Consider the following 25,545-nt stretch of genomic DNA (forward strand, 5'->3'; position numbering starts at 1 on the left):
GGAGCAAAAGTATTAAAAAACTAGTTTACAAGCAAATAAAAGTCTGTATTTTTGGATGTCAAGAATACGACAAAATTGTTTCTCGGCAGGCTTCCATCAACCATTTCGGTGTGGAGGTTGCCCCACATATTCCGATGGACTGCACGCCTTCCAGCAGTTTCCGGTCGATTTCCTCTGGTCGGTCTATCTGATAAGAATTAGGATTTACCTTGAGACATTCCTGAAACAAAATCTTCCCGTTTGAACTTTTATGTCCGCATACAAAGAATACCAGATTGTGGCGGGCTGCAAACTTGCGTATATCAGGCATGCGGTTTGCTACCTGACGGCATATTGTATCGTAATACTGAAAAGTCGCATTGGGTGAAATATGTTCTTGAATGTATGCAACGATCTGCCGGAATTCATCCAGTGACTTGGTTGTCTGTGAGTACAGACGGATGTCTTTGCTGAAATCAAGCTTCTCGGCTTCTTCCAGATTTTCTATAATGATAGCCTGACCGTTGGTCTGGCCTACCAGTCCCAATACTTCAGCGTGTCCGTTTTTCCCGAATATTACGATTTGTTTTTCCCGTCCTTCCGGATTTGGAGTGTCGAATTCTTGTTTGATTCGCTTCTGCAGGCGAAGTACGACAGGGCAGGTTGCATCAATAAGTTCTATATTGTTCTGTTTAGCCAGTTCGTAGGTGCGGGGAGGTTCTCCGTGAGCACGGAGCAGAACTTTGGTGTTTTTAAGTCGTGCAAACTCCTCGTGGTCGATTGTATTCAGTCCCAGTTGTTTGAGGCGTTCACATTCACGTCCGTTATGCACAATGTCTCCCAGGCAATAAAGCGTATCGCTCTTTGCCAGCTCCTCTTCTGTCTTCCGGATAGCAGTAGTTACTCCGAAACAGAAGCCTGATCCTTCGTCTATTTCTACTTTAAGCATGAGTTGCCTGAAGATATTGATTCATAAGCCATTCTTTCTGTTCTGCAATAGTCATGTTGCTGTTGTCCAGCAGTATTGCATCGTCTGCTTTGCGCAAAGGACTTACTTCACGCGTCTGGTCTATGCGGTCGCGCTCTTCTACGTTATGCAGGATATCTTCGAAAGACGCTTCCTGTCCTTTGGCTTTCAGTTCGTCATAGCGTCGCTGTGCACGAATTTCGGCAGATGCAGTGACGAATATTTTCAGTTCTGCATCAGGAAATACCGCTGTGCCGATATCTCTTCCGTCCATTACGATACCTTTTTCTTTACCAAGTTCCTGCTGCTGGCGTACGAGAGCCTCACGTACAAATCCCAAAGCTGCAACGGGGCTGACATGTGAGGATACCTCTAATGTCCGGATCTGGTTTTCTACATCCGTTCCGTTCAGAAATGTGCGAGGACGTCCGCTTTCTGTATCTAGACGGAATGATATATGAATATTGCTCATCTGCTGCTTTAGTTTATCTTCATCGATGCTTCCATCCGCCAGGAAAAGTCCGTGCTCGATACAGTAAAGAGTAACAGCCCGGTACATTGCTCCGCTGTCTATATATATATAACCGATTTCTTTAGCCAGATCTTTTGCCATTGTACTTTTTCCGCAGGAAGAAAACCCGTCGATTGCAATGATGATTTTGTTCATACCTTATTTATTATAGAGTTAAAAAGAATCAGAAGTCAAAGATAGTCTATTTTCGTGACAGATAGTACGGAATGAACGTATTTTGCAATTTTTTACCCTTATCTTGTTGCATATTCGAAGATTTGCACTACATTTGCCGAACAGAGAATTTATTAACCTATAAAAGTTTTTTTATGGAAATTAAAAAATCGCCGAAAGCCGATCTTGAAGGCAAGAAGACCACTGGTTTACTGATCGGGCTCGTGCTGATATTGGCAGCAATGTTCGTTGCGTTTGAATGGACCAAACGTGATGTCGTAATCACTGCCGATAGTGGTATCGTAGATGTGCCTTTTGAAGAAGAAATGGTTCCTATTACGGAACAGGAAGAACCGAAACAAGCTCCTCCTCCTCCCGAAGCACCGAAAGTAGAAGAAGTTTTGCAGATTGCAGAAAATGATGCAGATGTAGAAGAATCTACTATTCAGTCTAACGAAGATAAAGGTGAAGCTGTTGAAATCAAGTATGTACCTGAAGTCGTAGAAGAAGAGGAAGTTGAAGAACAGCAGATCTTCCAGGTGGTAGAAGAAATGCCGGAATTCCCGGGTGGTATGGCAGAATGTTTGAAGTTCTTGGCTAAGAACATCAAGTATCCGACTATCGCACAGGAAAATGGTGTACAGGGACGTGTTATCGTACAGTTCGTTGTAAACCAGGATGGTTCTATCGTCGATCCGGTTGTTGTTCGTAGTGTTGACCCGTATTTGGACAAGGAAGCACTTCGCGTGATCCAGATGATGCCGAAGTGGAAACCAGGTAAGCAGCGTGGTAAAGCTGTACGTGTAAAATATACCGTACCTGTAACATTCAAGTTGCAGTAAGCTTTTCCTAGATAATATTGTTTAGGCACGGATTGCGCAGAATTGAAAACTGTGCATTCGTGCCTAAAAATTTTTTATAACCTTAATAAAAAGAAAAATCATGGAGCAACAGACTTCAAAAGAATTATTGAAGCAAATTCATGCTTATATCGAATCATTGCCTTATTCTCATGAACCTAAAGGATTGTACGACCCGATAGAATATGTGTTAGGACTGGGAGGTAAAAGACTGAGACCGGTGTTAATGCTGCTTGCCTATAACCTGTTTAAGGAAGATGTGCAGGCAATATTCTCTCAGGCTGCGGCAATAGAAACTTATCATAACTTTACGCTTTTGCATGATGACTTGATGGATAAAGCGGATATGCGCCGTGGAAAACCTACCGTTCATAAAAAATGGGATGAAAATACAGCTATTCTTTCCGGAGATGCAATGCTGATACTTTCTTTTCAGTTTATGATGCAGGGGTGTCCGGTAGAATATACACATCAGGTTATGGATATCTTCTCGCGTACGGCTCTGGAAGTTTGTGATGGACAGCAATGGGATATGGAATTCGAATCCAGAGAAGATGTGACTGTTGATGAATATATGGAAATGATTCGTTTGAAAACTTCAGTTCTGCTTGCCGGTGCTTTAAAAATAGGAGCGGTGCTTGGAGGAGCTTCGGAAAAAGATGCACAGTTGCTTTATGATTTTGGTATACAGATAGGGCTTGCTTTCCAATTGCAGGATGACTATTTGGATGTATATGGTGATCCACTGGTATTTGGCAAAAATATCGGAGGTGATATTTTATGTAATAAGAAAACGTTTATGCTGATAACAGCATTGGAAAAGTCGGATGACAAGACACGTGCTTCCTTGCAAGAATGGTTGAAAGCTGAAGACTATGTACCAGCCCAGAAGATAGAAGCTGTTACTGCTATATATAATAAGGTGGGCTTGCAGAATATATGCCGAGATAAGATAAATGAATATTATCATGAAGGAATGAGGCTGCTGAAAGAGGTGAACGTGGAAGAAGAATACAAGAAAAATCTGTCTGATTTTGTAATGAGTTTGATGGAACGTAATTTATAACGTTTAATAAATAAGCAATATGGTAGCTTTAATCGATACACATACACATCTTTTTGCAGAAGAGTTTGATGAAGATCGTGAGTTGGCAATTATTCGTGCTACAGAGGCAGGAGTGACACGTCTTTTTATGCCGAATATAGATGATACTTCAGTAGAAGCTATGTTGGCTTTATGTAACTCTCACGATGGGTGCTACCCTATGATTGGTTTTCATCCGACTTCGGTAGATGAAAACTGGAAAGAGCGTCTGGGTACGGTAGAAAAATGGTTGCGCTCGGAGCAAGTTTTCTATGGTATCGGAGAGGTAGGGATGGACTTATACTGGGATAAGACATTTAAAAAAGAGCAGATGGAGGTACTCGATATTCAGGTGAAATGGGCTCTTGAGTATGATTTACCGCTGATTATTCACTGTCGTGAGGCTTATCCGGAGTTGCTTGAAGTTCTGGAACCCTATCGTAAAACATCACTTACCGGAATATTTCATAGTTTTACCGGTACAATAGAGGACGCACATAAGCTGATGGAGTATTCCGGATTTATGTTTGGCATAAATGGAGTCGTAACTTTTAAGAAAAGTATTTTGCCGGAGGTTTTGAAATCTGTACCTTTGAAGCGTTTAGTCCTGGAAACAGATTCACCTTATCTGGCACCAGTTCCTTATAGAGGAAAGCGCAATGAAAGTGCATACCTGGTAAAAGTGGCCGAAAAACTATCCGAAGTGTATGATGTTTCCTTGTCGGAAATAGGTCGTGTGACCTCGGAAAACGCGCTGAAAGTTTTTAAAAATGCCGAGAATAGTTTTTAAAGTTTATTAATTTTAGGGGTATAAATAAACTTTTGGCTAGTGAATGTTATGTAAGACGAAAAAAAAGAATACATTTGTGGCTGAAATCGCTTGCCGTTCGCATTTTTATTTGTAATTTGCGTTCGATTTAAGAAAAAGGCTTTCAAGCGAGGTCATGAGGAGAGGTGCTCGAGTGGTTGAAGAGGCACGCCTGGAAAGCGTGTATACGCCAAAAGCGTATCACGGGTTCGAATCCCGTTCTCTCCGCAGTGAGAAAAAGATGAAACAATTAAAAACAATTTATAACTATTAATTATTTAATCTTAAAAATTAGACACACAATGAAAAAGTTATTTGCAATTCTTGCAGTGATGGGAGTCCTCTCATTTGGAATGACTCAGACAGCTATGGCTCAGGATTCTACAGCTACAGCAGCTCCAGAACAAACAGAACAGGTTGCACCTGCTGCAACTGAAGAAGTAGCTACTGCTACAGTTGAAGAAGGCAGTATGCACAAAGAGTTGAAAACTAAGTTTATCGAAGGTGACGCTGGCTTTATGTCATTGGTTGCTATCGCATTGGTACTTGGTTTGGCTTTCTGTATCGAACGTATCATTTACTTGAGCTTGGCAGAAGTTGACGTTAAAAAATTGATGGCTAAAGTTGAAGCAGCTTTGGAAAAAGGTGATGTAGAAGGTGCTAAGACTATTTGCCGTAACACTCGTGGTCCTGTTGCTTCTATCTGCTATCAGGGTCTGATGAGAATCGACGAAGGTGTAGACGTTGTTGAACGTTCTGTAGTATCTTACGGTGGTGTTCAGGCTGGTTACCTTGAAAAAGGATGTTCTTGGATTACACTGTTCATCGCAATGGCTCCGTCTTTGGGATTCTTGGGTACTGTAATCGGTATGGTTATGGCGTTCGATAATATCCAGCGTGCAGGTGATATCTCTCCGACAGTTGTTGCTGGTGGTATGAAAGTTGCGTTGATCACTACTATCTTCGGTTTGATTGTAGCATTGATTCTTCAGGTATTCTATAACTACATTCTTTCTAAGATTGAAGCTATCACAAGCCAGATGGAAGATTCTTCTATCACATTGCTTGATATGATCATGAAATACAACTTGAAATACAAAAAATAATTTTTGAACAATGGCTAAATTATCATACAAAGTTTCTTACTACGTATTCTATGTCTGCATCGCCCTTATCTTGGTTGTGCTTGGCATGTTCTTCGGAGTAGGATACAACGAAACAAATGCAGCAGGTTTGGTTGAACCTGCTAATACGCCAGCTCTGATGTACTTAATGTACGGAATGTTTGCTGTGACTGTTATTGCTACACTTATTGGTGCTATCGCTCAGTTTGGTGGAGCATTGAAAGATAATCCGAAAGGCGCTGTTAAATCTTTGCTGGGATTGATCTTATTGGTTGTACTGTTAATCGTAACTTACAATATCGGTTCTTCTGAAACTGTTGTTTTAGGTGACGGATCTGAATATTCAGATGTAACAATGTTGAAAGTTTCTGATATGTTGCTTTACTCTACTTATGTATTGTTCGGTATCGCAGCTATCGGTACATTGATTAACTTGTCTGGTATCTTTAAAAAGTAATTATCATTGAAGTTTAATTAAACGAAGTAAGTAAAAATGGCAAAAAGGAATAGAAAAGTGCCGGGAATTAATGCTAGTTCAACGGCAGATATCGCCTTCATGTTGCTTATCTTCTTCCTTATTACAACATCAATGGATACTGACCGTGGTTTGGCGAGACGTTTGCCGCCTCCACCAGAAAACAAAGATCAGAAAGATGATATCATTGTTAAGGAAAGAAACGTTCTCCAGGTTCGTTTGAACAAAGACGACCAGTTGATGGTTGGTGGAGAATGGTCTGATATTAAGCAATTAAGAGAAAAGGCTAAAGAATTCATTGCAAACCCGAATGATGATCCTAACATGCCTGAAAAGCATGCAAAGAATATCCCATTCTTTGGTGATGTGATGATTACTGAAAAGCATGTAATTTCTGTACAGAACGACGTTGGTACAAGCTATGAAGCTTACCTTCAGGTTCAGAATGAATTGGTAGCTGCATATAACGAATTACGTAGCGAACTTGCTAAGTCTAAGTTTGGTAAGGAATATGCAGAATGTTCAGAGGAAGAGAAGGATGCTATTATGGATTACTATCCACAAAAGATTTCTGAAGCAGAACCTAAAAAATATGGAGGAAACTAATCATGGGAAAATTTAATAAGAGTGGCAAGCGTGAGATGCCTGAATTGAACACCTCTTCTTTGCCTGACCTTATCTTTACCATGTTGTTCTTCTTCATGATTGTAACAACTATGCGTGAAGTTACATTGAAGGTTCAGTTTAAGGTTCCTCAGGCTACAGAATTGGAAAAGCTTGAAAAGAAATCTTTGGTTTCTTTCATCTATATCGGTAAACCTTTGCCGGAATTCCAGAAGAAGATGGGTACTACTGACCGTATTCAGTTGAATGATAAGTTTGCTGAAGCATCAGAAGTTCAGGACTACATCTATCAGGAACGTGAAAACATGAAAGAAGCTGATAAGCCGTTTATGACTGTATCATTGAAAGTCGATGCTAAGACTAAGATGGGTATTGTAACAGAAGTAAAACAGGCACTTCGTCAGGCTTATGCTTTGAAGATTAACTATTCTGCTACACAGCGTCAGTAATAGTTTAAGATAAGCTATAATGAGAGAGGTTACTCCGTTGAAGAGTAACCTCTCTTTTTTTATTGAGATAATCAAAGTATGCCGTTTCTTATTGTCTTTCAGGCTTATTCTTGCAGATTCTGTTAGATTAAAACGAATATTCAGAAATATTAAAGGGAGGTAAATCTATAATGAAAAGGCCAGTATGCTCCATTAAAATGGAGCTGTATCAAAATAAAAAACTGAGATAGGTTTACTTATCATCTATATAAATTACGACATAAAAAACTCCTGCTTTTAGTCCTATTATTATAATAAATAAAGACTAAAGCAGGAGATTTTATTTCTCAGTTTTAATCTGTAAGATTTTTACTTTCGCTGTTCTATTTTGAAATAGCCTCATTTTTAGAAAACACATTATCTTTTGGTAGCGTCTTTCTATTTTCGATAAAGATATTCAAGCGTCAACTTATACGATTATCTTTATGCAATTAGAGATTGATATATCTTCAGCTATATTTATGTGTTTATGAGAATTGCGATGGTAATTGAGGCCGTTTCTAATTTACATTATATACTTTTTGATAGATCTCATTTCTTATTTCAGGATATTGCGGATCTATGTTATCTGTTCCAATATACATCAGATATAAAGGTACTCCTTCACCTCCCTTTCTGTAGGCTGGCTGAATGTAGTCTTTTTCACAAAGAGAAAAGCCACATCGCTTATAAAATTCTATTCGGCGCTTGCTTATTTCATCTTCTGGTCTTTCTACTTCCAAGATGATAATTCCTGAGAATTTCTTTTTGAGAGCTTCCATGATAAGTTTACCATAGCCTTTATTACGTATGGCTGGTGAGGTAGCCAAATGTTCTACATATCGAAAACCATTTAATTCCCAGACTGTAATCAATCCGATAAGACTCTCTTCTTTTTCATCCACGTTTTCTGTAATCAAATAGCAGTGGAATAACGGGTTGTTGTCTGTATTAAACCGTTGGCAATCATCATCTCTGCGCTCGTTAAGAGGAAATGACTGATGTAAAAGTTCTTCTACAAAGTCATAATGTTTGTGATTCGTTTGGATTTTGGTAAATGTCAACATGGTTTTAAATATTTTAATCGGTATAGAAATGAATTGTTTTTTCGAGTGAACGTTCGCAAACAGGACAGAAACGAGGTGCTTCGTTTATTTTCATTCTGCATTCTGTTGTCGGACGATAGATTCCTTTTAATGTATATCCTCCTCCTTCGTATACACCTACTTTAGTGTATATCGTATTAGGGTCTGTTTCTGCTGGAGTGGGGACAGGAGTTTGTGCCGGAAGCATATCTTTCCATTTGCTTTCAAAATCAACCAGTGTAGTTATATTAGGTTCCCATGGTTCTACGCTATATGGGTATTGCGGACTGGGAGCTGTGTCATACGCATATTCGTCACCTAATCCTCCGAAACTATGGCCTAACTCATGTACTACTACGGGCTTAAACATCGGGTGATGTGCTGTAGTCAGCAAGTATGAATTATAGATACCTCCTCCACCGTAAGTGTCAGTATTGGCCAGAATAATGATATGCTCATAAGGAATGCCAGCAAGCCAGTTATGCATGGCTTTTACGCTGCGAGTTGTCAAGTAGCGGTCGGAATAGAATGTATCAAAATGAGAACTGACAGCAGTATTTTTCCATTTCCTTTTTCTCGGAATGCTCACTCCACTATCGTGAGAAGGTGTAGCTACTGCTACGACGTTGAAACGTTCTTTCAGATGCTTGAATGGTTCGTGAGCAAATATTGCTTCACAAGCAGTCTGGGCGTCTTTGTAGAAGGTTTCCATTTCGTCTTCGGTATATCCTTCAGCCATGATAGCGAGATCAATACATTTTTCGGGTGTACCGTTTTGAAGCAGATAGCGATGAGGAGTTATATGCGTTGTACCGCGTTGGTGAATAAGGATATCATCCGGATTGATTTCATGCGTGAGTGAAGCACAGGCCTGATGATAAACGTTCTTCAGTTCGATGGTTACCGTTGCTGGTTGTTTAGGACAGGGAAGTAAAAAAGTGTTTTCGAATCCCCTGGTCACACGGCTGGCTTCCTCTTCACTTACCCATTCTTGGAATAGGCTGGAAAAGGATGTACGGTATATTACCTTTCCAGATGCCTTATCTTTCATTGTAATCTGTCCGTTGCCTTCTAACGGAAGTTTATCAAGAAAATTTCTTCTTCCGGCCCATCCGGGAAGTGATACCAGTTCATCAAGGCTTATTTCTTGTTTTTGCGCATTTCCGTTGAACAAATAATCTACTCTCAGTGTTTTATTAATAAAGAAATCATCGAAGTTTTGTGCATATGCTCCAATCTGCGTGCATGCTGAAATCAGCAATGCTGCCCATATATTTTTTCTCATAATTCAAAAGATTTAAATTTTTACAAAGATAGGACTATCTGCCAATTTACTGCTAAAACAAAGATAAAAGTTATAATTGGTATCTAGCGTATGGAATAAATATACTATATTTGTACCAAATAAAACATTAATCAATGGGACATCATCAATTAGACAAATTAGACGAACAGATTTTGCGCTTGATTGCTGACAATGCTCGTATTCCATTTCTGGAAGTAGCTCGTGCTTGTAATGTCTCGGGTGCAGCGATTCATCAGCGTATTCAAAAGTTGACAAACTTGGGAATACTGAAAGGCTCCGAGTTTATAATAGATCCTGAAAAGGTCGGTTATGAAACTTGTGCTTATATTGGTTTGTTTCTGAGAGATCCCGAACAATTTGATTCGGTGACAGAAGCTCTAAAATGTATTCCCGAAGTGGTAGAGTGTCATTATACAACCGGACAATATGACATGTTCATAAAGATTTACGCCAGAAACAATCATCACTTGCTAAATATTATCCACGATAAGTTGCAGCCTTTGGGATTGGCGCGTTCGGAAACCATTATTTCTTTCCGTGAGGCTATTAAGCGTCAGATGCCGATACAAGATTTGGTGGACGATGATGAAGAATAACCTGATATATTGAGTATAGAGATATAAAAAAGTTTCCCCACTTAAAAACAGACTTATCTGTAAAAAGAAAGTCTTTTTTAAGTGGGGAAATTACTTATATACATTGAATATTCTCAGTTTCTTATTCCTTTACCTCTTCAAAGTCAATATATTCACCCTCGTCACTTCCAAATATCTTTTTCCTGCCCGATGTAGTTTCATTGGGCTGACGCTGTGAATTGCTTTCGCTGGAAGATGATGAGTTATACTGACTGTTTCGCGAACTCGTATTAGTCGAGGAAGATGCGTTTCCGGTTGTCATACGACGACCGATTCCTAATATTGTACGTATCACCTTGGAGATTAAGGCAAGTCCGATAACAAGAATTATCAGAATGAAAAAAAATAGAAATCCTAAAATATGAAACATAGTTATTGTTTTTATTCATAAAGTAACAATAACCGTGCCGCGATTATTGTTTTAATTATTTTTTACGTGTTGCCAATGACAGGAGAATATACCAGATAATGACCGCTGCTATACCGCTTAACTGGAAAATGATAAGCAATGGCAGACTGACAATCAAAAATATATAACTGACTTTGTTGTGTCCCCAAGACAAATCTTTAAACTTCAATGAGAACATTGGCAGTTCTGCGACAAGCAGTAATGACATGACTACCACTAATACAAAAAGATAGATAGCATTAAAATTGTCGGATATTAAAAAAGAATGTCCTCCTACAGCCAATGAAGCCCAGAATAATGCATTGGCAGGCGTAGGCATGCCGATAAAAGAACTGGTCTGGCGTTCGTCTATATTAAATTTGGCTAGTCTTAATCCCGAGAATACAGCAATCAGAAAAGCCGTGTATGGCATAATGCCTGCTACCGGCATTAAAAAATCCGGATAATATACTTCCTTGAACAAGGAAAAAGCAATGGCTGCCGGAGCCAGTCCGAATGTAATGTCATCAGCCAGTGAGTCTAGTTCTTTACCGATAGGAGATGATACATGTAGCAAACGTGCGGTCATTCCATCAAAGAAATCGAACATAGCACCTAATACAATGAATAATAAGGCTTCCTTATAATTGCCATGAAAAGCCATATACGCAGCTATACAACCTGAAAACAAGTTGCAGCTTGTAAGTGTATTGGGAATATTGCGAACGATTGCGTTTGCCATGTTTTTGCTTCCTTCCTGTATTACTTTAATTTTGCTATGACAGTCTGATTACCTGTTGTCTTTTGCCCCATCTTAACGCACACTTCAGTTCCCAGAGGCAAATATACGTCTACACGTGATCCGAATTTTATGAATCCCATGTGTTCGTCAATGTAGCAGTCTTCTCCTTTTTCTGCATAAGTAACGATACGGCGTGCTACTGCTCCCGCAATCTGTCTGGCCATGACCGTATGTCCTTCCGGAGTATCTATTACCACCATCGAGCGTTCGTTTTCTGTACTCGCTTTCGGTAACCATGCTTTCATGAAACGCCCGTTATGATGATCAACGTGACGAATAACTCCATCTACCGGATACCAGTTGGCATGAACGTTTGTAATATCCATAAAGATAGAAATCATCAGACGACGGTCATGAAAATATTCATGCTCATCTACTTCCTCTATCACAACGATACGACCATCGGCAGGGGCTACGACAATTTTTTCTGTTTCACCATCGAACAGACGGATAGGGCAACGGAAAAAATTTGCCATCAGCAGGTAAAGAATGATGCTGGCAAAAGCTATGATGTAGAAAGGCATTTTGCACTCTAATCCCCAATACAATGCTGCGTTGACAATAAGCAATAAAAGTGCGCTGGTGATTAGAATGTGAGTACCTTCCCGGTGTAATCTTATTTTCTTTATCTTTTTTATTTTGTTCAATCGGGTCATAACAAAGTTTATTTATCGTGCAAAAATATATTTAATTTAAAAACCTGCCAAATAAACAACCGTTAGAATTGTCCTTTATGCCTTTTTTTTACTAAAAAGTATTCATTCGTTACAAGTTTTATCGTTTGTAGTTGGTTGTTCTCCGAAAGCTCGGTATCTTTGAACTCTGTTTTTAATAATGAAAATATGCAAGATTTTGTTCATTTGCACGTCCATACTCAATATTCTATTCTCGATGGTCAGGCATCAATTCCCCGTTTAGTAGATAAAGCCATAGCCAACGGCATGCGAGGCATTGCTGTTACCGATCATGGTGATATGTTCGGTATAAAGGAATTCTTCAATTATGTAAATAAGAAGAATGGCGGGACCAACGGTGAAATAAAGGATTTGAAGAAAAAGATAGCTGCACTGGAAAGTGGAAAAGCTGAGTCGGAGAATCCGGAAGCCGACCTTGCTGCTTGCCGTGAACAGTTGGAAGCTGCCAAGAAGAAGCTCTTCAAGCCGATTATCGGTTGTGAAATGTATGTCGCACGCCGTCGTCTGACTGATAAGGAAGGAAAGGCTGACCAGAGTGGATACCACCTGGTGGTACTTGCTAAAAACCTGAAGGGTTATCACAACCTTATCAAACTGGTATCGAAAGCATGGACCGAGGGATTCTATATGCGTCCGCGTACCGACCGTGTGGAACTGGAAAAATATCACGAAGGACTGATTGTCTGTTCGGCATGTTTGGGTGGAGAGATTCCACGCCGCATTACGGCAGGTCAGTTTGCAGAGGCAGAAGAAGCTATCCAGTGGTATAAGAATCTGTTTGGCGATGATTTTTATCTTGAACTTCAGCGTCACAAGGCTACTGTACCTCGTGCAAATCATGAAACTTACAAGCTTCAGGAAGTTGTAAATCAAAAATTGGTAGAGTATTCAAAAAAATATAATATCAAACTGGTGTGTACAAACGATGTACACTTTGTCGATGAAGAAAATGCTGAAGCACACGACCGTCTAATCTGTTTGAGTACGGGTAAGGATCTGGACGATCCTAACCGTATGCTTTATACCAAACAGGAGTGGATGAAAACCCGTGAAGAAATGAACGAAGTGTTTGCCGATGTGCCCGAAGCACTGGCGAATACTTGCGATATATGCGATCAGGTAGAGTTTTATTCGATCGATAATGCGCCTATCATGCCTACTTTTGCCATTCCCGAAGATTTCGGAACAGAAGAGGAATATCGTAAGAAATTCACCGAAAAAGATTTGTTCGATGAATTTACCCAAGATGAAAATGGCAATGTGGTCATGGATGAAGCGTCGGCAAAGGCCAAGATTGAGCGACTGGGAGGTTACGAAAAGCTGTATCGTATCAAGCTGGAAGCCGATTATCTGGCAAAGCTGGCATACGACGGAGCACGCCGCCGTTATGGTGAGCATCTGGAAGATGAAGTAAAAGAACGTATCAAGTTCGAACTTCATATCATGAAAACCATGGGTTTCCCGGGTTACTTCCTTATTGTACAGGACTTTATTTCTGCGGCCCGCAATCAACTTGATGTATCTGTCGGTCCGGGACGTGGATCAGCAGCCGGTTCGGCTGTAGCCTACTGTCTGGGTATTACGCAGATCGACCCTATCAAATACGATTTGCTGTTCGAGCGTTTCCTGAACCCTGACCGTATTTCTTTGCCTGATATCGATGTCGACTTCGATGATGACGGACGAGGACGCGTGTTGAACTGGGTAACCGAGAAGTACGGACAGGAAAAGGTTGCTCATATTATTACATACGGTACGATGGCTACCAAGCTTGCCATTAAGGATGTAGCACGTGTACAGAAATTGCCTCTTTCGGAGTCCGACCGTTTGTGTAAGCTTGTACCCGATAAGATTCCTGATAAGAAACTTAACTTGCCCAATGCAATAGCCTATGTGCCCGAGCTTCAGGCAGCCGAAGTATCGTCGGATCCTGTGCTTCGTGATACCATTAAGTACGCCAAGATGTTGGAAGGAAACGTCCGCAATACGGGTGTACATGCCTGTGGTACTATTATCTGCCGTGACGATATTACTGACTGGGTTCCTGTCAGTACGGCCGACGATAAAGAAACCGGCGAGAAGATGCTCGTTACCCAGTATGAAGGTTCGGTTATTGAAGATACGGGACTGATCAAGATGGACTTCCTGGGGCTGAAGACACTCTCCATCATCAAGGAAGCTCTCGAAAATATTAAGCAGAGTAAAGGAATTATCCTGAATATAGACGAGATACCTATCGACGACCCTGCTACTTACCGCCTTTATAGTGAGGGTAGAACCATCGGTACGTTCCAGTTCGAATCGGCTGGTATGCAGAAATATCTTCGTGAACTTCAGCCGACTACGTTCGAGGATTTGATTGCCATGAATGCCCTTTACCGTCCGGGACCGATGGATTATATCCCCGACTTTATCGACCGTAAGCAAGGACGTAAGCCTATCGAGTACGATATTCCCGTCATGGAGAAGTATCTGAAAGATACATACGGTATTACTGTCTATCAGGAGCAGGTGATGTTGCTGTCGCGTCTGCTTGCCGACTTTACCCGTGGTGAATCGGATGCCTTGCGTAAGGCGATGGGTAAGAAGTTGCGCGACAAGCTGGATCATATGAAGCCTAAGTTTATCGAGGGAGGTAAGAAAAACGGTCATGATCCGAAGATTCTGGAAAAGATCTGGGCAGACTGGGAAAAATTTGCTTCCTACGCCTTCAATAAGTCGCATGCTACCTGCTATTCGTGGGTTGCCTATCAGACTGCTTATCTGAAAGCCAACTATCCGTCGGAATATATGGCGGCTACCATGAGCCGTAACATTTCGAACATTACCGAAATTACCAAACTGATGGACGAAAGTAAGGCTACCGGGGTGAACGTACTGGGTCCTGATGTAAACGAAAGTAGCCTGAAATTCTCTGTAAACCGTCATGGAGATATCCGTTTCGGACTGGGAGCTATTAAGGGAGTGGGAGAATCTGCTGTACAAAGCATCTTGACCGAACGGCAGAAAAACGGACCGTTTAAAGATATCTTCGACTTTGTGCAGCGTGTGAATCTTTCGGCATGTAACCGTAAGAATATCGAAAATCTGGCTTTGGCCGGAGCATTCGACAGCTTCCCGAACATTCATCGCGAAGACTTCTTTGTAAAGAATGCCAAAGACGAAACATTTGTCGAAGTACTGGTGCGTTATGGAAACAAATATCAGATGGATAAGGCAGCTGCCGCCAATTCGTTGTTTGGTGGTGAGCATGAGGTGGAAATAGCTACTCCCGAAATTGTCCGTGCATCGGCATGGAGCGATCTGGAACGCTTGAACAAAGAGCGTGAACTAGTAGGTATTTATCTGTCTGCACATCCGCTGGATGAGTTTTCTGTAATACTTGAAAATGTATGCAATACCCATATGGCACAACTGTCTGATCTGACTCCGTTGCAGAATCATGACCTGACACTGGGAGGTATCGTAACCGGTGTACGCGAAGGATATACCAAAACAGGAAAACCTTTTGGCGTGGCAAAAGTGGAAGACTATTCCGGTACGGCCGAATTTGCATTTTTTGGCAATGAATGGGTAGAAAAGAAAAACTTTTTTGCCGAAGGAATGTTTTTATTTATGCACGGTAAGTGTCAGCCTCGCCAGTGGAAGCAGGAAGAATGGGAAGTGAAGATCAATAACATCGAACTGCTGTCGGAAGTAAAAGACCGGCTGATAGAAAAGCTGACGGTTACCGCTCCTTTGTCTGCTGTCAACGACGAGATGATTATGGAGCTGAGTTCGCTGGTAAAAGAAAATCCTGGAAATGCCGAACTGTACTTCTATATCCGAGATGAAGACGGACAGATGTATGTCAATCTGATGTCACGTACGATGAAAATATCAGTACGAAAAGACATTGTAAATTATTTAAAAAGTCAGCCATTGTTGGACTATAAAATAAATTAGTATATATTTGCGTATATAATTGAATAACCTAAACAACTAGAATTATGGCATTGAACATTAAAGATGACAATTTTGAAGCTATTGTAGCAGAAGGAAAACCTGTAGTATTGGATTTCTGGGCTACTTGGTGTGGACCTTGTAAGCAGATTGCTCCTTACATCGAAGAATTGGCAGAAGAGTATAAAGATACTGTAAACATCGGTAAATGTGATGTAGACGATAACGCTGATCTTCCTGCACAGTTTGGTGTACGTAATATTCCTACCGTATTGTTCATCAAGAACGGTGAAGTGGTAGACAAACAGGTTGGTGCTACTACAAAGGCTGCTTTGAAAGAAAAAGTTGAAGCTTTATTGAAATAAAATAACTTAAAACGCGCTAAGACTATGGGAATGGAAGACGATTTCTTGTTGGAAGATGAGGACGATGAAAAGACCATCGAGTTTATTAAGAACTATTTGCCTCAGGATTTGAAAGAGAAGTTTACAGACGACGATTTGTATTACATTCTCGACTTGATAGTAGACTATTATACAACCAGCGGATGTCTGGACGCTCAACCTGACGAAGAAGGTTACATCAACATCGACCAGGATGAAATTGTAAACTACATAGTCAAAGAGGCTGCAAAAGACGGTATGGGACCTTTCGAATCCGACGATGTGTTCTTTGTAGTTCAGGGCGAAATGGAATACGGAAATTCATTGGGACAAGTCGATTGATTTGTCAGCAAGAAATAGGGAAAAAGAGGCTTTCTTCAAAAATGAGGAAGCCTCTTTTTTTGATGTTTTTTTTAAGAATTTTATATTTGTGTTATGCAGTTTTCTTGTGTAATAAGCTACTGCGAATTTATTTTACAGGAGTGAGGGTAAAACAGTCTAAATCGGGAGACCAGCTGAATCGGCTTCCTATTCTTATCACATTATATCCTTTTTGCAAATTTACGGTGAATGTCGTTTGAGCGACACCTTTAGAACGGTCTGTTTCCAGTTTGTCGGCCACTGTCATGTTTCCGTTGACGGTAACTTCCAGGCGGCGGTCACTTATTTCACGTTCTTTCTTTTCGGCAGGTATGTATTGAACTGTCATCTGGTACGTACCACCTTGTTCACTGAAAACTTCATTCCATTGTGCGTAGTTGTCTTTATGTCCGCCAAGATTGGTTATTGTCATGCCTCCGGATGCTGTTTCGAAAGGCATGAAAGCTATTCCCCGTTTACGTTTTCCCAAGTCGTCAAACTGATTCAGATAAGCCTGTTCTGCCTCGTAGCGGGTAGGTTCCATACGTCTTTCACCTTCTACTCTCAGAATTTTTGTTCCGTGGGGGAGTACATCAAACTGTATGAAGTCTGTTACCGAACGTTCATCTTTTTGTTTCACAAGGTCGCGTATACGTGTTGTACCTTCCAGTTCGAGTACTGATAAGGGAACCCGGAAGGAACAGGTTTCTTCGGTCGGGTTATATAGAGCTACTGCCCGTACTGTTCCTCTTTTTTCTTCGATGTCTTTTACCAGTACATATCCTCTATGCTCGTGTTGCACTACATACGCCTGAAGTCCCAGCGGATCTTGGTTCAGTGCGATGAGTTCCTTATTTTTCAGCAGTTGCAGTGAAGATGCCGGGATGGCAGTCAGATCGCAGCCGATCAGCAGTGGTGAACTCATTATGCACCACATGCCAAAGTGAGTTTCCTCCTCTTCCGGCTTTAATCCTCGTCCTATTTCCAGCATGTCCATATCATTGTAATGTCCGTTACTGGCAAAGGCTGAGAGATACAGATTTTTGTCGATTATATATTTGACAGATTCCCACGACGGATTGATATCTCCGCTGATTCTCCAGGAACGTGCCAGACTGCTTACCCATGTACCCGGATAAGCCCATCGGCAGATATTCAGAGAAATATTTCGTGGGCAAACTTCGCGGATGGCATTAACAATTTCCGTATATCTTTCTTGTTCTTCAAGGTCGAGCTGCTGTCCGGCTCCGCAGTAGTCAATCTTGATAAAATCGAATCCCCATTCGTTGAAGAAAAGGTTGGCGTCCTGATGTTCAAATCCATAAAGACCAACCCCAATTCCGTTTTTATCTCCATCCCAAAGCGAACCGCATGTGTTGGCTCCCGCTTCCGAATAAATACCAGCTTTCAGTCCCAGTGAATGGATATAGTCGGCTATTCCTTTCATTCCGTTTGGAAAACGTTGTGGATGGGTATGCAGGATACCTTTCTCATCGCGGAATCCGAAGAATCCGTCATCGATGTTTATGAAATGATAGCCAACCTTGTCAAGGCCCTGTGAAATCATGGCATCTGCCTGTTTCTTGATCAGCTCTTCGTTGATATTGACGCGGTAAGTGTTCCATGAACTCCATCCCATTATAGGTGGTTCTACGTAATTGACTTGTGCATAGCCTCCCAGTGCAATGATTCCGAGTAAGCTTGCTGTGAAGCATTTTTTGAGGTTGGTGTTTTTCATAGATTAGTTGTTACTTAGATGCATCCCTGAATGGAAAGGAAGAAGAATACTCCCGTAGCTATCATCAGCAGACCGATGGCGGCATAAAACAGACGTGCACGGTTTCTGCCGGCATTGGCTACGATGAATTGTGTGTTATGGGCCGTAAAAAACCAGTCCCAGTTGAATAGGGCAGCCAGCAACGCCAGCAGCCCCACCAGGACAAATATGCCCTGTATGATATAGTGTGTCACCATAATGCATTATTCTTCGGCATCGAAGCGGACGGTACGAGTGCCGTCTTCGTTTTCTTCGATATATACCTTTACTGCATTGCCCGGAAGCAAGTCTTCTATCAGTTCAGGCCATTCGATAAAGCACAGAGCTCCACTGTAAAAATAATCTTCATACCCCATGTCGTATACTTCTTCCAGTTTCTTGATACGGTAGAAGTCGAAATGATAAATCAGTTCTCCAGTAGCTTCCGAACGATACTCATTTACGATAGCGAATGTAGGTGAGTTGATGACATCTGTTACTCCCAGTTCTTCGCATACAGCTTTGGTAAAAGTAGTCTTTCCTGCTCCCATTTTGCCGTAGAATGCAAATACTGTGTTATCGCCCATAGCTGCAATAAACTCTTTGGCAGCTTCGTGGATATGATCGAGTGAAGTAATTTTTATTTCCATAAGTATCTGTTTTTATTGTTCTTGCAAAAGTAAGTAAAAATCGCGAATATTTATTCCTGTTTACGGAACTGCCGGCAGATTTTTGCTGCGACATATATCAGTATGGATATAAAGATGATGGCTGCTCCTGAAGGAATCTGATATTTGTATGAGAACAGCAGTCCGCCCAGACAACTGATATAGCCGATGCCGATAGACAGCCAGATGATATTCTTGAAACGGCTGGTAAACAAGTTTGCCGTCATCTGTGGGAGAGTGAGTAGCGAGATGGCAAGCACGATGCCTACCATGCGCAGACATGATACGATAGTCAGAGCGATAAACATCATCAGCAGATACTCGAAAGTGGCTACGGGAAGATGTTGTGAACGCGCGAACTCACGGTCGAAAGCGATAGCTACAATTGGGCGTAGAAACAGTGAAAAGAATATGATAAGCACTATACTCAGTATACCAAGCAGCAGTATGTCACTTTGTGTGATGGTAAGTATATTTCCGAAAAGGAATGAAGAAAGGTCGGGAGTGAATCCCGGAGCAAGGAAACTGAAAATGATTCCGATAGCCATTCCGAATGTCCAGAATACAGCAATGGCAGAATCTTCACGCATATCACTCCGCTTGCTGAGCCATTCTACTCCGAAAGCTGACAGCACCGAAAAGATGGCTGCCGTGAGTAGGGGAGAAATACCCGTATAGAGTCCGATTCCGATACCTCCGAAAGAAGCATGTGTGATTCCTCCGCTGATAAAAACAAGCCGACGGGTGACAATGTAGGTTCCGATAATTCCGCAGGCGATGCTGGCAAACAGACTACCCAGTAAGGCATGTTGGAAAAAAGTATATTGTAACAGTTCTAATATATCCATGATAGTTGTATTCGGTAATGAGACAGACCGGCAGGAAGATTAATGAAATCTTCGTTCTCCTACGATAAGGAAAAGTTCATCTTTCAGTTCGTCGGGCAATTCAATGCCGCGAAGTTGCAGACTCCGGCTCCATCCTGCCACATCCACTTCCTGCATGGAGTACAGAATGTCGCGGAACTCTTCGATTTCCTCTTCCGAATATCCGTCAGAAGGACGTCCTTTGAAGCGGTCCAGTTCTTCGTCGTCGTAATATTCTATTTGCTTGCTTACAGCTGCCAGCAGACTTTCTTTTTCACAAATCTGATGCTGACCGCAGCATTCACTGTCTACGGTTACTACAGGAGGAGCTTCTTCCAGCTCTCCACGATCGATTTTCTTTTGTATGTTCCGGTTATAGAAATATCCGGCTACCAGTCCGAATAATGCTACTCCTATCAGTATGACAATAAGTATCCACATGATGATTTATTCCTCCGTGATGTTGAATCCCGCATGTATCAGGTTTTCCCAGTAATGCGGATATGATTTGGTAACTACTTGCGGATGATTGATGTATATATCTCCCAATCGGATGCAGACGGGAGCAAAAGCCATAGCCATGCGATGGTCTTCGTAAGTGTCTATGCAAGGGCTGGTGTCAGGAGTGCAACGTTCACCGTTCCACGACAGTACGGAACCTTCGCTTTCTGTAATGAGGTATCCCAGCTTTTTCATTTCGGCTATTAAAGCGGCTATGCGGTCGGTTTCTTTAATTTTCAGGCTCTGAAGTCCGGAGAAACGGAAAGGAATACCCATTACGGCACAAGTCACTACAAATGTCTGGGCTAAGTCAGGCTGATTAACGAAATCGTATTCCATGCGTGCAGTGATTTTTCCTGTTTTTCGAAGAGTCACTTCACGTTCCCCATAAACTGTTTCTACCCCCAGCTGTTCGAATAACCGTGCTACTTCCGAGTCACCTTGCGGGCTTTCGCGGAATAATCCCGGCAGACAGACTGTTGCCTGTTCCGATAATGCGCAGATTTCATACCAGTACGAAGCCGCGCTCCAGTCACTCTCTACATAATAGGGAACAGCTTGATAAGGTTGAGGCTTTACTTCCAGTTGATTTTCACTGATCCAGGCAACATTGGCTCCAAAGTCGCGCATCAGTTTCAGTGTAAGGTCGATATATGGGCGAGATACAATTTCTCCCGTCAGTGTAAGCTTTAGTCCATTAGTCAGTGCCGGACCTATCATCAGCAAGGCAGAGATATATTGTGAACTTACATTTCCTGGCAAAGTCACTTCACTGTTTACCAGCTTGCGTCCTACGATGCGCAACGGTGGAAAACCTTCATTGCCTGCATATTCTACGTCAGCTCCCAGTGCACGGAGTGCATTGACCAGTATGCTGATAGGGCGCTGCTGCATACGCTGTGTTCCGGTTATGATGTGTGTGCCTTCGCCTACGGCAAGAAAAGCCGTCAGGAAACGCATGGCCGTACCGGCCGCCATAATGTCGATGATGGAAGGCATGTGTTGCAAAGCCTGTATCATCACCCGTGTGTCGTCGCAGTCGGACAGGTTTTCCGGGTGACAGTTTCCTTTGGCAAGGGCATTGATTATCAGTGCACGGTTGCAGATGCTTTTCGATGAAGGAAGCTGTATGCAAGTATTTATTCCGTGGGGGGAAGTGACTTTTATCCGCTTCATGCTATATCTTTTCTTGTTGTTTGCAAATTTGTTGTGTGGCAAAGATAGAAAAAAACGAAGAATTTATGAGGGCAACTCATTCAAATTCCGTCCCAATTCTATTTTCTCGAACTTGTATCCCAGACGTTTCAGCTCGATGGCTGCACCGATACGGAACATTGTGCGGCAGGCACGTGCGAAAACATGAAAAGCCATCGGACTCTGAGGTTCTATCTGTTCATGGCGTATCATGCTTACTGTAGCTTGTCCGCAGCGGCGGATAATGTCTTCCAGCTGACCCGCTTCTTTGCTGTCGAGCGGTAGCTGCAGCAGATCGCGTACGATGTGTTCGTCCATATCATCGAAACCTTGCTCACCGTAATACGACTGATAGCTGACCTGTGCGTAATATTCCCAGTCTTCATCCCATCCAAAAGCGACTCCCAGGCCAAGATAAGCAGCCCAAGCTACTGATACGACAGGATAATCACGAATTTGTCCTACTGCATCGGCTACATATTCGGGAGCCAGGTCGTGCCAGCGGTTGTCTATGTCATCGGCAGCAAGTAGCGTGCTGTCGAGCATGCCGTAATTGGTACACAAGTGCAGTAACTCTTGCTGTAGTTTCTCTTCAAAGTTGTTTAAATATTCTGTATTCATCTGTTTTCTTATTTTTTGCCAAAGATAGGCATTTTTACGTTTAGGAAATTAGGCATGAACAGAAAAACAGACATCAAACTTTAGGGAATTGGCAAAAAATACTGGCAGAATTTACTATCATAAATTCCGTTTGCGTACAAAATGTATGCATTCGGGTGAGTGATTCAGTTTTTTTTGTTAAAACTGTTTAATTGTAGGAACTATCTTTTATAGTCATGGAACATTGCGCTATATTTGTGAGGCAAACACACTTGTTTATTATATGGATGAGATAATCATAATTATCGGATTGATAGTACTTAACGGTATTTTCGCTATGTCCGAGGTGGCATTAATATCAGCCCGTAAATCTCGGCTTTCTTCAGATGCAAAAAAAGGCAGCAAGTCTGCTAAAGTAGCTTTAAAGCTGGCTAACGACCCCGACCGCTTCCTTTCAACAGTACAAATTGGAATTACCCTGATTGGTATTTTAACCGGTATCTATTCGGGAAACCGCATTGCTGCCGACCTGACCGAAACCATGATTTCGTGGGGAGTATCTGTTACCTATGCTTCGGCATTGGCTCAGGGTATCATTGTAGTCGTTGTAACTTACCTTACGATTATTTTCGGAGAACTCGTACCGAAGCGTATCGGATTGAGTGTTGCCGAAAAGGCTGCTAAAGTGGTTGCACGTCCCATGCGGGTACTTGCTTCTATCGCACTTCCTTTCGTTTGGCTGCTTTCCAAGAGTACTGAGATTATTTTCAATTTACTGGGGATCAAGGAAACCGACAATAAGGTGACCGAAGAGGAAATCAAATCTATCATCGAGGAGGGAACCGAAGAAGGAGAGGTACAGCCTGTAGAGAAAGATATCATGCAGCGTGTATTCTTGTTGGGAGATTTGAAAGTCAGCTCGATCATGACACACAAGAGTGATATTGTCTGGCTGGACATGGATATGACTGCCGACGAAGTCAGAGCGGTAGTAAATGAAAACTTGTTTGAGTTTTATCCGATAGCCGACGGTGACCTGGATCATGTGAAAGGAATTGTAAACTTGAAAGATCTGGTTGTACATCTGTCTAATCCCGATTTTAAGCTGGCGTCTTTGATTCATGAGGCTACGTATTTTCATGAGAGCATGAACGTTTATAAAGTGCTTGAGCAGATGAAGATGCAGAAAATCAGTCGTGCACTGGTTTGTGATGAATTTGGTATCTGTACCGGTATTATTACGCTGCGTGATATTCTGGAAGGATTAGTGGGTAATGTAGACGATCCGGAGGAAGAACCGGATATCATCAAACGAGTAAATAAGGAAGGCTGGCTGGTAGACGGACAGTGTTCATTATATGACTTCTTGTGTTATTTTAACCGCAGTGACTTATTCGAAGCTTCAGAGTATCATACGTTGGGAGGCTTGCTGCTGAAGGAATTGCAGCACATTCCTACCAGTGGTGAAACACTCCAGTGGAACGGATTTACTTTCGAGGTTGTCGATATGGACGGAGCGCGTATCGATAAGGTACTCGTCACCACACCGATAGCCGAAGATAACGGTGATGAAGAAGCTTGATATTATTAAGTGATACAGAATGATGATGAAAAGGGAATTCAAATCATATTTTTTGTTGGCAATCTGCATGCTGATGCTGGTTGCTCAGGTTTTCCCACATCATCATCATTCGGAAATATTCTGTTTGTCGACCGATCTGGTGGCACATGAGGCTACTGCAACATGCAGCAGATATATGCATCATAGCGACGATGCCGACCGCCATTCGTGTACCAGTGTGTGTGTTACCAATTTTCAATGCAGTACACCTGACCAGCATCTGTCTGACATAACTCCCGATTATTCTTTTTATTCCATACTTTATCCGTTGGTTAACGTATTGGGCGTACTGGCCTTACCGACTGACGATGCTGATGCCGACTGGGCGCTCTTTGTAGAAAGTCTGCATGCGTACCAGTTTATTCAGACAGCTGGGTTACGTGCACCTCCCGCTTCTGTAATTCTTGTATAAAAAACTGCAATCCGGTTGCAGGACAATGTCCGTACCTTCGCGGTGCGGAGAAATAAGTTTTTGTCTTTAATACATTAATTACATCATTATGAAGCATTATATTTTTATGGGAGCTCTGGCAGCGTGTATGCTGGGCTCTTGTGGAGGTCATGAAGGACATGACCACGAAGCTGAGGGGGAAGCAAAAGAGGCGCATGCTGCCCACGCAGACGAAATAGTTTTAACTCCTGAAAAAGCTCAGGCCGCCGGTGTACAAGTAGAGGAAGTACAACCAGCTGCTTTTCGTAGTGTGATTCCTACCAGCGGACAGGTATTGGCTGCTCAAGGCGATGAAGCCACTGTCGTTGCTGCTGTTTCGGGTGTTGTGAACTTTACCCGTTCATTGATTGAAGGTACACAAGTATCTGCCGGTATGGCACTGCTTACAGTTTCTTCACAGCATATTCAGGAGGGGGATCCGGTAAAGCGTGCCCGTATTGCTTACGAAACGGCAAAGAGTGAATACGAACGTGCGGCCAAGCTGGTGGACAAGCAAATCGTTTCGCAGAAAGATTTTAATCAGCTGAAAGAAAATTATGAAAATGCCCGCATAGCTTACGAGGCACTTTCTCCCAGCAAGGACGGAAAAGGAGTGGCTGTCAAGTCGCCGATAGGAGGCTATGTCAAGTCGTGTCTGGTAAAGGAAGGCGACTATGTAACCGTGGGACAGCCTTTGCTTACCGTTACCCAGACTCGCCGTTTACAGTTGAAAGCTGAAGTGTCCGAACGTTATTATGCTGGACTGAAATCGATTGTTTCGGCTAATTTCACAACTACTTACGATGACAAAGTATATCGGCTGGATGATTTGAAAGGACGTCTGCTGTCGTATGGCAAATCATCGGGCGATGCATCCTATTACATCCCGGTAACTTTTGAATTTGATAACCGTGGCGACGTGATACCTGGTTCTTTCGTAGAGGTATATCTGTTGTCGGAAGAGCGTCAGGGAGTTATCAGCCTGCCTGTTTCGGCAATTACCGAAGAGCAGGGACTGAATTTCGTATACTTGCAGGTAGATGCGGAATGTTACAAGAAACAGGAAGTAAAGCTTGGCATGAACGATGGCTGCCGTGTGGAAGTTCTTTCAGGACTGAAAGGCGGAGAAAAAGTGGTGACTGTAGGAGCCATGCATGTGAAACTGGCTGCTGCCGGCAATACCATTCCGGGACATACACACAATCATTAATCGTCGGACATGTTTTGTTACAGACACGTA

28 protein-coding genes and 1 tRNA gene are annotated in these 25,545 nt (G+C 42.1%); 15 read left to right on the forward strand and 14 right to left on the reverse strand.

What is annotated here, in order from left to right; all coding sequences use genetic code 11:
• Nucleotides 1–58: 58 nt before the first annotated feature.
• Nucleotides 59–928 carry a 4-hydroxy-3-methylbut-2-enyl diphosphate reductase gene (locus tag ACDG22_RS06605; protein ID WP_270230364.1) on the reverse strand — a complete coding sequence of 290 codons (870 nt, stop codon included), beginning with the start codon at nt 926–928 and terminating at the stop codon, nt 59–61.
• Nucleotides 921–1,613: a (d)CMP kinase gene (gene cmk / locus ACDG22_RS06610; protein ID WP_118485247.1), complete on the reverse strand. Its 693-nt coding sequence runs from the start codon at nt 1,611–1,613 to the stop codon at nt 921–923. The genes ACDG22_RS06605 and cmk overlap by 8 nt, the downstream gene beginning before the upstream one ends.
• Before the next feature lie 173 nt (nt 1,614–1,786).
• Between cmk and ACDG22_RS06615 the strand changes: the two genes are divergently transcribed.
• The 8 genes from ACDG22_RS06615 (at nt 1,787) to ACDG22_RS06650 (ending at nt 7,055) form a co-directional block, all read left to right on the forward strand.
• Nucleotides 1,787–2,473, forward strand: a complete 687-nt coding sequence (locus ACDG22_RS06615; protein WP_022124784.1) for an energy transducer TonB — start codon at nt 1,787–1,789, stop codon at nt 2,471–2,473.
• Nucleotides 2,474–2,573: 100 nt separating this feature from the next.
• Nucleotides 2,574–3,557: a polyprenyl synthetase family protein gene (locus ACDG22_RS06620; protein WP_118485246.1), complete on the forward strand. Its 984-nt coding sequence runs from the start codon at nt 2,574–2,576 to the stop codon at nt 3,555–3,557.
• A gap of 19 nt (nt 3,558–3,576) precedes the next feature.
• Complete coding sequence (locus tag ACDG22_RS06625) at nt 3,577–4,365, forward strand: TatD family hydrolase (protein WP_204459838.1); 789 nt, start codon at nt 3,577–3,579, stop codon at nt 4,363–4,365.
• 158 nt (nt 4,366–4,523) lie between these two features.
• A tRNA-Ser gene (locus ACDG22_RS06630) sits at nt 4,524–4,611 on the forward strand.
• A 74-nt stretch (nt 4,612–4,685) separates the two neighbouring features.
• Nucleotides 4,686–5,489 (forward strand): MotA/TolQ/ExbB proton channel family protein, encoded by an 804-nt coding sequence (locus ACDG22_RS06635; RefSeq protein ID WP_007570120.1) that lies wholly within the window; start codon nt 4,686–4,688, stop codon nt 5,487–5,489.
• A gap of 10 nt (nt 5,490–5,499) precedes the next feature.
• Nucleotides 5,500–5,964 carry a hypothetical protein gene (locus tag ACDG22_RS06640; RefSeq protein ID WP_007570121.1) on the forward strand — a complete coding sequence of 155 codons (465 nt, stop codon included), beginning with the start codon at nt 5,500–5,502 and terminating at the stop codon, nt 5,962–5,964.
• A 36-nt stretch (nt 5,965–6,000) separates the two neighbouring features.
• The gene (locus tag ACDG22_RS06645; RefSeq protein WP_007570122.1) at nt 6,001–6,588 is read left to right on the forward strand and encodes an ExbD/TolR family protein; all 588 of its coding nucleotides are present in this window, start codon (nt 6,001–6,003) and stop codon (nt 6,586–6,588) included.
• A 2-nt stretch (nt 6,589–6,590) separates the two neighbouring features.
• A complete protein-coding gene (locus ACDG22_RS06650) occupies nt 6,591–7,055 on the forward strand; it encodes an ExbD/TolR family protein (RefSeq protein ID WP_007570123.1) in 465 nt (154 codons plus the stop codon).
• A 539-nt stretch (nt 7,056–7,594) separates the two neighbouring features.
• On the opposite strand, the gene ACDG22_RS06655 is transcribed toward ACDG22_RS06650, so the two are convergent.
• Nucleotides 7,595–8,140, reverse strand: a complete 546-nt coding sequence (locus tag ACDG22_RS06655; protein ID WP_178270075.1) for a GNAT family N-acetyltransferase — start codon at nt 8,138–8,140, stop codon at nt 7,595–7,597.
• A 13-nt stretch (nt 8,141–8,153) separates the two neighbouring features.
• Nucleotides 8,154–9,443 (reverse strand): M64 family metallopeptidase, encoded by a 1,290-nt coding sequence (locus ACDG22_RS06660; RefSeq protein ID WP_178270076.1) that lies wholly within the window; start codon nt 9,441–9,443, stop codon nt 8,154–8,156.
• A 134-nt stretch (nt 9,444–9,577) separates the two neighbouring features.
• On the opposite strand from ACDG22_RS06660, the gene ACDG22_RS06665 reads away from it, so the two are divergent.
• Nucleotides 9,578–10,060, forward strand: coding sequence for an Lrp/AsnC family transcriptional regulator (locus ACDG22_RS06665; protein ID WP_007570128.1), 483 nt, complete (start codon nt 9,578–9,580; stop codon nt 10,058–10,060).
• A 121-nt stretch (nt 10,061–10,181) separates the two neighbouring features.
• Here the strand turns inward: ACDG22_RS06665 and ACDG22_RS06670 are convergent, their stop codons facing one another.
• Genes ACDG22_RS06670 through ACDG22_RS06680 form a run of 3 tightly spaced genes read right to left on the reverse strand, consistent with a single transcriptional unit; the run spans nt 10,182 to nt 11,945 of the window.
• Nucleotides 10,182–10,469: a DUF4834 family protein gene (locus tag ACDG22_RS06670; protein ID WP_007570131.1), complete on the reverse strand. Its 288-nt coding sequence runs from the start codon at nt 10,467–10,469 to the stop codon at nt 10,182–10,184.
• 55 nt (nt 10,470–10,524) lie between these two features.
• Nucleotides 10,525–11,229 carry a CDP-diacylglycerol--serine O-phosphatidyltransferase gene (gene pssA, locus ACDG22_RS06675; RefSeq protein ID WP_022124779.1) on the reverse strand — a complete coding sequence of 235 codons (705 nt, stop codon included), beginning with the start codon at nt 11,227–11,229 and terminating at the stop codon, nt 10,525–10,527.
• 20 nt (nt 11,230–11,249) lie between these two features.
• A complete protein-coding gene (locus tag ACDG22_RS06680) occupies nt 11,250–11,945 on the reverse strand; it encodes a phosphatidylserine decarboxylase family protein (RefSeq protein ID WP_007570135.1) in 696 nt (231 codons plus the stop codon).
• A 186-nt stretch (nt 11,946–12,131) separates the two neighbouring features.
• On the opposite strand from ACDG22_RS06680, the gene dnaE reads away from it, so the two are divergent.
• From dnaE to ACDG22_RS06695, 3 genes are read left to right on the forward strand one after another with little or no spacing between them, the layout of a single operon-like run.
• Nucleotides 12,132–15,929 carry a DNA polymerase III subunit alpha gene (gene dnaE / locus ACDG22_RS06685; protein WP_178270077.1) on the forward strand — a complete coding sequence of 1,266 codons (3,798 nt, stop codon included), beginning with the start codon at nt 12,132–12,134 and terminating at the stop codon, nt 15,927–15,929.
• Nucleotides 15,930–15,973: 44 nt separating this feature from the next.
• Nucleotides 15,974–16,291: a thioredoxin gene (trxA, locus tag ACDG22_RS06690; protein ID WP_007570140.1), complete on the forward strand. Its 318-nt coding sequence runs from the start codon at nt 15,974–15,976 to the stop codon at nt 16,289–16,291.
• A 24-nt stretch (nt 16,292–16,315) separates the two neighbouring features.
• Nucleotides 16,316–16,651 carry a hypothetical protein gene (locus tag ACDG22_RS06695; protein WP_007570142.1) on the forward strand — a complete coding sequence of 112 codons (336 nt, stop codon included), beginning with the start codon at nt 16,316–16,318 and terminating at the stop codon, nt 16,649–16,651.
• A gap of 127 nt (nt 16,652–16,778) precedes the next feature.
• Here the strand turns inward: ACDG22_RS06695 and ACDG22_RS06700 are convergent, their stop codons facing one another.
• From ACDG22_RS06700 to ACDG22_RS06730, 7 genes are all read right to left on the reverse strand, one after another.
• Nucleotides 16,779–18,407: an alpha-galactosidase D gene (locus tag ACDG22_RS06700; protein ID WP_370858810.1), complete on the reverse strand. Its 1,629-nt coding sequence runs from the start codon at nt 18,405–18,407 to the stop codon at nt 16,779–16,781.
• Between the two features lie 14 nt (nt 18,408–18,421).
• On the reverse strand, nt 18,422–18,643 hold the full coding sequence (locus tag ACDG22_RS06705) for an immunity 17 family protein (RefSeq protein ID WP_007570145.1): 222 nt from the start codon (nt 18,641–18,643) through the stop codon (nt 18,422–18,424).
• 6 nt (nt 18,644–18,649) lie between these two features.
• Nucleotides 18,650–19,075 (reverse strand): tRNA (adenosine(37)-N6)-threonylcarbamoyltransferase complex ATPase subunit type 1 TsaE, encoded by a 426-nt coding sequence (gene tsaE, locus ACDG22_RS06710; protein WP_178270079.1) that lies wholly within the window; start codon nt 19,073–19,075, stop codon nt 18,650–18,652.
• 50 nt (nt 19,076–19,125) lie between these two features.
• Entirely contained in the window at nt 19,126–19,941 is an 816-nt protein-coding gene (locus ACDG22_RS06715; protein WP_007570149.1) for a metal ABC transporter permease, read from the reverse strand.
• 39 nt (nt 19,942–19,980) lie between these two features.
• Nucleotides 19,981–20,400 (reverse strand): hypothetical protein, encoded by a 420-nt coding sequence (locus ACDG22_RS06720; RefSeq protein WP_007570151.1) that lies wholly within the window; start codon nt 20,398–20,400, stop codon nt 19,981–19,983.
• A gap of 6 nt (nt 20,401–20,406) precedes the next feature.
• Nucleotides 20,407–21,636, reverse strand: coding sequence for a 3-phosphoshikimate 1-carboxyvinyltransferase (locus ACDG22_RS06725; RefSeq protein ID WP_040312097.1), 1,230 nt, complete (start codon nt 21,634–21,636; stop codon nt 20,407–20,409).
• 63 nt (nt 21,637–21,699) lie between these two features.
• Nucleotides 21,700–22,275 carry a hypothetical protein gene (locus tag ACDG22_RS06730; RefSeq protein WP_007570156.1) on the reverse strand — a complete coding sequence of 192 codons (576 nt, stop codon included), beginning with the start codon at nt 22,273–22,275 and terminating at the stop codon, nt 21,700–21,702.
• 262 nt (nt 22,276–22,537) lie between these two features.
• Here ACDG22_RS06730 and ACDG22_RS06735 point away from each other — a divergent pair, with 262 nt between their 5' ends.
• The 3 genes from ACDG22_RS06735 (at nt 22,538) to ACDG22_RS06745 (ending at nt 25,515) form a co-directional block, all read left to right on the forward strand.
• Nucleotides 22,538–23,836, forward strand: coding sequence for a hemolysin family protein (locus tag ACDG22_RS06735; RefSeq protein ID WP_022125565.1), 1,299 nt, complete (start codon nt 22,538–22,540; stop codon nt 23,834–23,836).
• 19 nt (nt 23,837–23,855) lie between these two features.
• The gene (locus tag ACDG22_RS06740) at nt 23,856–24,287 is read left to right on the forward strand and encodes a DUF6769 family protein (protein ID WP_007570161.1); all 432 of its coding nucleotides are present in this window, start codon (nt 23,856–23,858) and stop codon (nt 24,285–24,287) included.
• Nucleotides 24,288–24,375: 88 nt separating this feature from the next.
• The gene (locus tag ACDG22_RS06745) at nt 24,376–25,515 is read left to right on the forward strand and encodes an efflux RND transporter periplasmic adaptor subunit (RefSeq protein WP_178270080.1); all 1,140 of its coding nucleotides are present in this window, start codon (nt 24,376–24,378) and stop codon (nt 25,513–25,515) included.
• Nucleotides 25,516–25,545: the final 30 nt, after the last annotated feature.

This window comes from Phocaeicola coprocola (genome assembly GCF_041333015.1).
GTDB lineage: Bacteria > Bacteroidota > Bacteroidia > Bacteroidales > Bacteroidaceae > Phocaeicola > Phocaeicola coprocola.

Coding starts and splice junctions, on each gene's coding strand:
- ACDG22_RS06635 (WP_007570120.1), top strand. CDS start 4,686: ATGAAAAAGTTATTTGCAATTCTTGCAGTGATGGGAGTCCTCTCATTT.
- ACDG22_RS06655 (WP_178270075.1), bottom strand. CDS start 8,140: ATGTTGACATTTACCAAAATCCAAACGAATCACAAACATTATGACTTT.
- ACDG22_RS06645 (WP_007570122.1), top strand. CDS start 6,001: ATGGCAAAAAGGAATAGAAAAGTGCCGGGAATTAATGCTAGTTCAACG.
- ACDG22_RS06725 (WP_040312097.1), bottom strand. CDS start 21,636: ATGAAGCGGATAAAAGTCACTTCCCCCCACGGAATAAATACTTGCATA.
- ACDG22_RS06735 (WP_022125565.1), top strand. CDS start 22,538: ATGGATGAGATAATCATAATTATCGGATTGATAGTACTTAACGGTATT.
- ACDG22_RS06730 (WP_007570156.1), bottom strand. CDS start 22,275: ATGAATACAGAATATTTAAACAACTTTGAAGAGAAACTACAGCAAGAG.
- dnaE (WP_178270077.1), top strand. CDS start 12,132: ATGCAAGATTTTGTTCATTTGCACGTCCATACTCAATATTCTATTCTC.
- cmk (WP_118485247.1), bottom strand. CDS start 1,613: ATGAACAAAATCATCATTGCAATCGACGGGTTTTCTTCCTGCGGAAAA.
- ACDG22_RS06650 (WP_007570123.1), top strand. CDS start 6,591: ATGGGAAAATTTAATAAGAGTGGCAAGCGTGAGATGCCTGAATTGAAC.
- ACDG22_RS06605 (WP_270230364.1), bottom strand. CDS start 928: ATGCTTAAAGTAGAAATAGACGAAGGATCAGGCTTCTGTTTCGGAGTA.
- ACDG22_RS06745 (WP_178270080.1), top strand. CDS start 24,376: ATGAAGCATTATATTTTTATGGGAGCTCTGGCAGCGTGTATGCTGGGC.
- ACDG22_RS06660 (WP_178270076.1), bottom strand. CDS start 9,443: ATGAGAAAAAATATATGGGCAGCATTGCTGATTTCAGCATGCACGCAG.
- ACDG22_RS06640 (WP_007570121.1), top strand. CDS start 5,500: ATGGCTAAATTATCATACAAAGTTTCTTACTACGTATTCTATGTCTGC.
- tsaE (WP_178270079.1), bottom strand. CDS start 19,075: ATGGAAATAAAAATTACTTCACTCGATCATATCCACGAAGCTGCCAAA.
- ACDG22_RS06705 (WP_007570145.1), bottom strand. CDS start 18,643: ATGGTGACACACTATATCATACAGGGCATATTTGTCCTGGTGGGGCTG.
- ACDG22_RS06615 (WP_022124784.1), top strand. CDS start 1,787: ATGGAAATTAAAAAATCGCCGAAAGCCGATCTTGAAGGCAAGAAGACC.
- ACDG22_RS06665 (WP_007570128.1), top strand. CDS start 9,578: ATGGGACATCATCAATTAGACAAATTAGACGAACAGATTTTGCGCTTG.
- ACDG22_RS06695 (WP_007570142.1), top strand. CDS start 16,316: ATGGGAATGGAAGACGATTTCTTGTTGGAAGATGAGGACGATGAAAAG.
- pssA (WP_022124779.1), bottom strand. CDS start 11,229: ATGGCAAACGCAATCGTTCGCAATATTCCCAATACACTTACAAGCTGC.
- trxA (WP_007570140.1), top strand. CDS start 15,974: ATGGCATTGAACATTAAAGATGACAATTTTGAAGCTATTGTAGCAGAA.
- ACDG22_RS06720 (WP_007570151.1), bottom strand. CDS start 20,400: ATGTGGATACTTATTGTCATACTGATAGGAGTAGCATTATTCGGACTG.
- ACDG22_RS06670 (WP_007570131.1), bottom strand. CDS start 10,469: ATGTTTCATATTTTAGGATTTCTATTTTTTTTCATTCTGATAATTCTT.
- ACDG22_RS06740 (WP_007570161.1), top strand. CDS start 23,856: ATGATGATGAAAAGGGAATTCAAATCATATTTTTTGTTGGCAATCTGC.
- ACDG22_RS06625 (WP_204459838.1), top strand. CDS start 3,577: ATGGTAGCTTTAATCGATACACATACACATCTTTTTGCAGAAGAGTTT.
- ACDG22_RS06700 (WP_370858810.1), bottom strand. CDS start 18,407: ATGAAAAACACCAACCTCAAAAAATGCTTCACAGCAAGCTTACTCGGA.
- ACDG22_RS06620 (WP_118485246.1), top strand. CDS start 2,574: ATGGAGCAACAGACTTCAAAAGAATTATTGAAGCAAATTCATGCTTAT.
- ACDG22_RS06715 (WP_007570149.1), bottom strand. CDS start 19,941: ATGGATATATTAGAACTGTTACAATATACTTTTTTCCAACATGCCTTA.
- ACDG22_RS06680 (WP_007570135.1), bottom strand. CDS start 11,945: ATGACCCGATTGAACAAAATAAAAAAGATAAAGAAAATAAGATTACAC.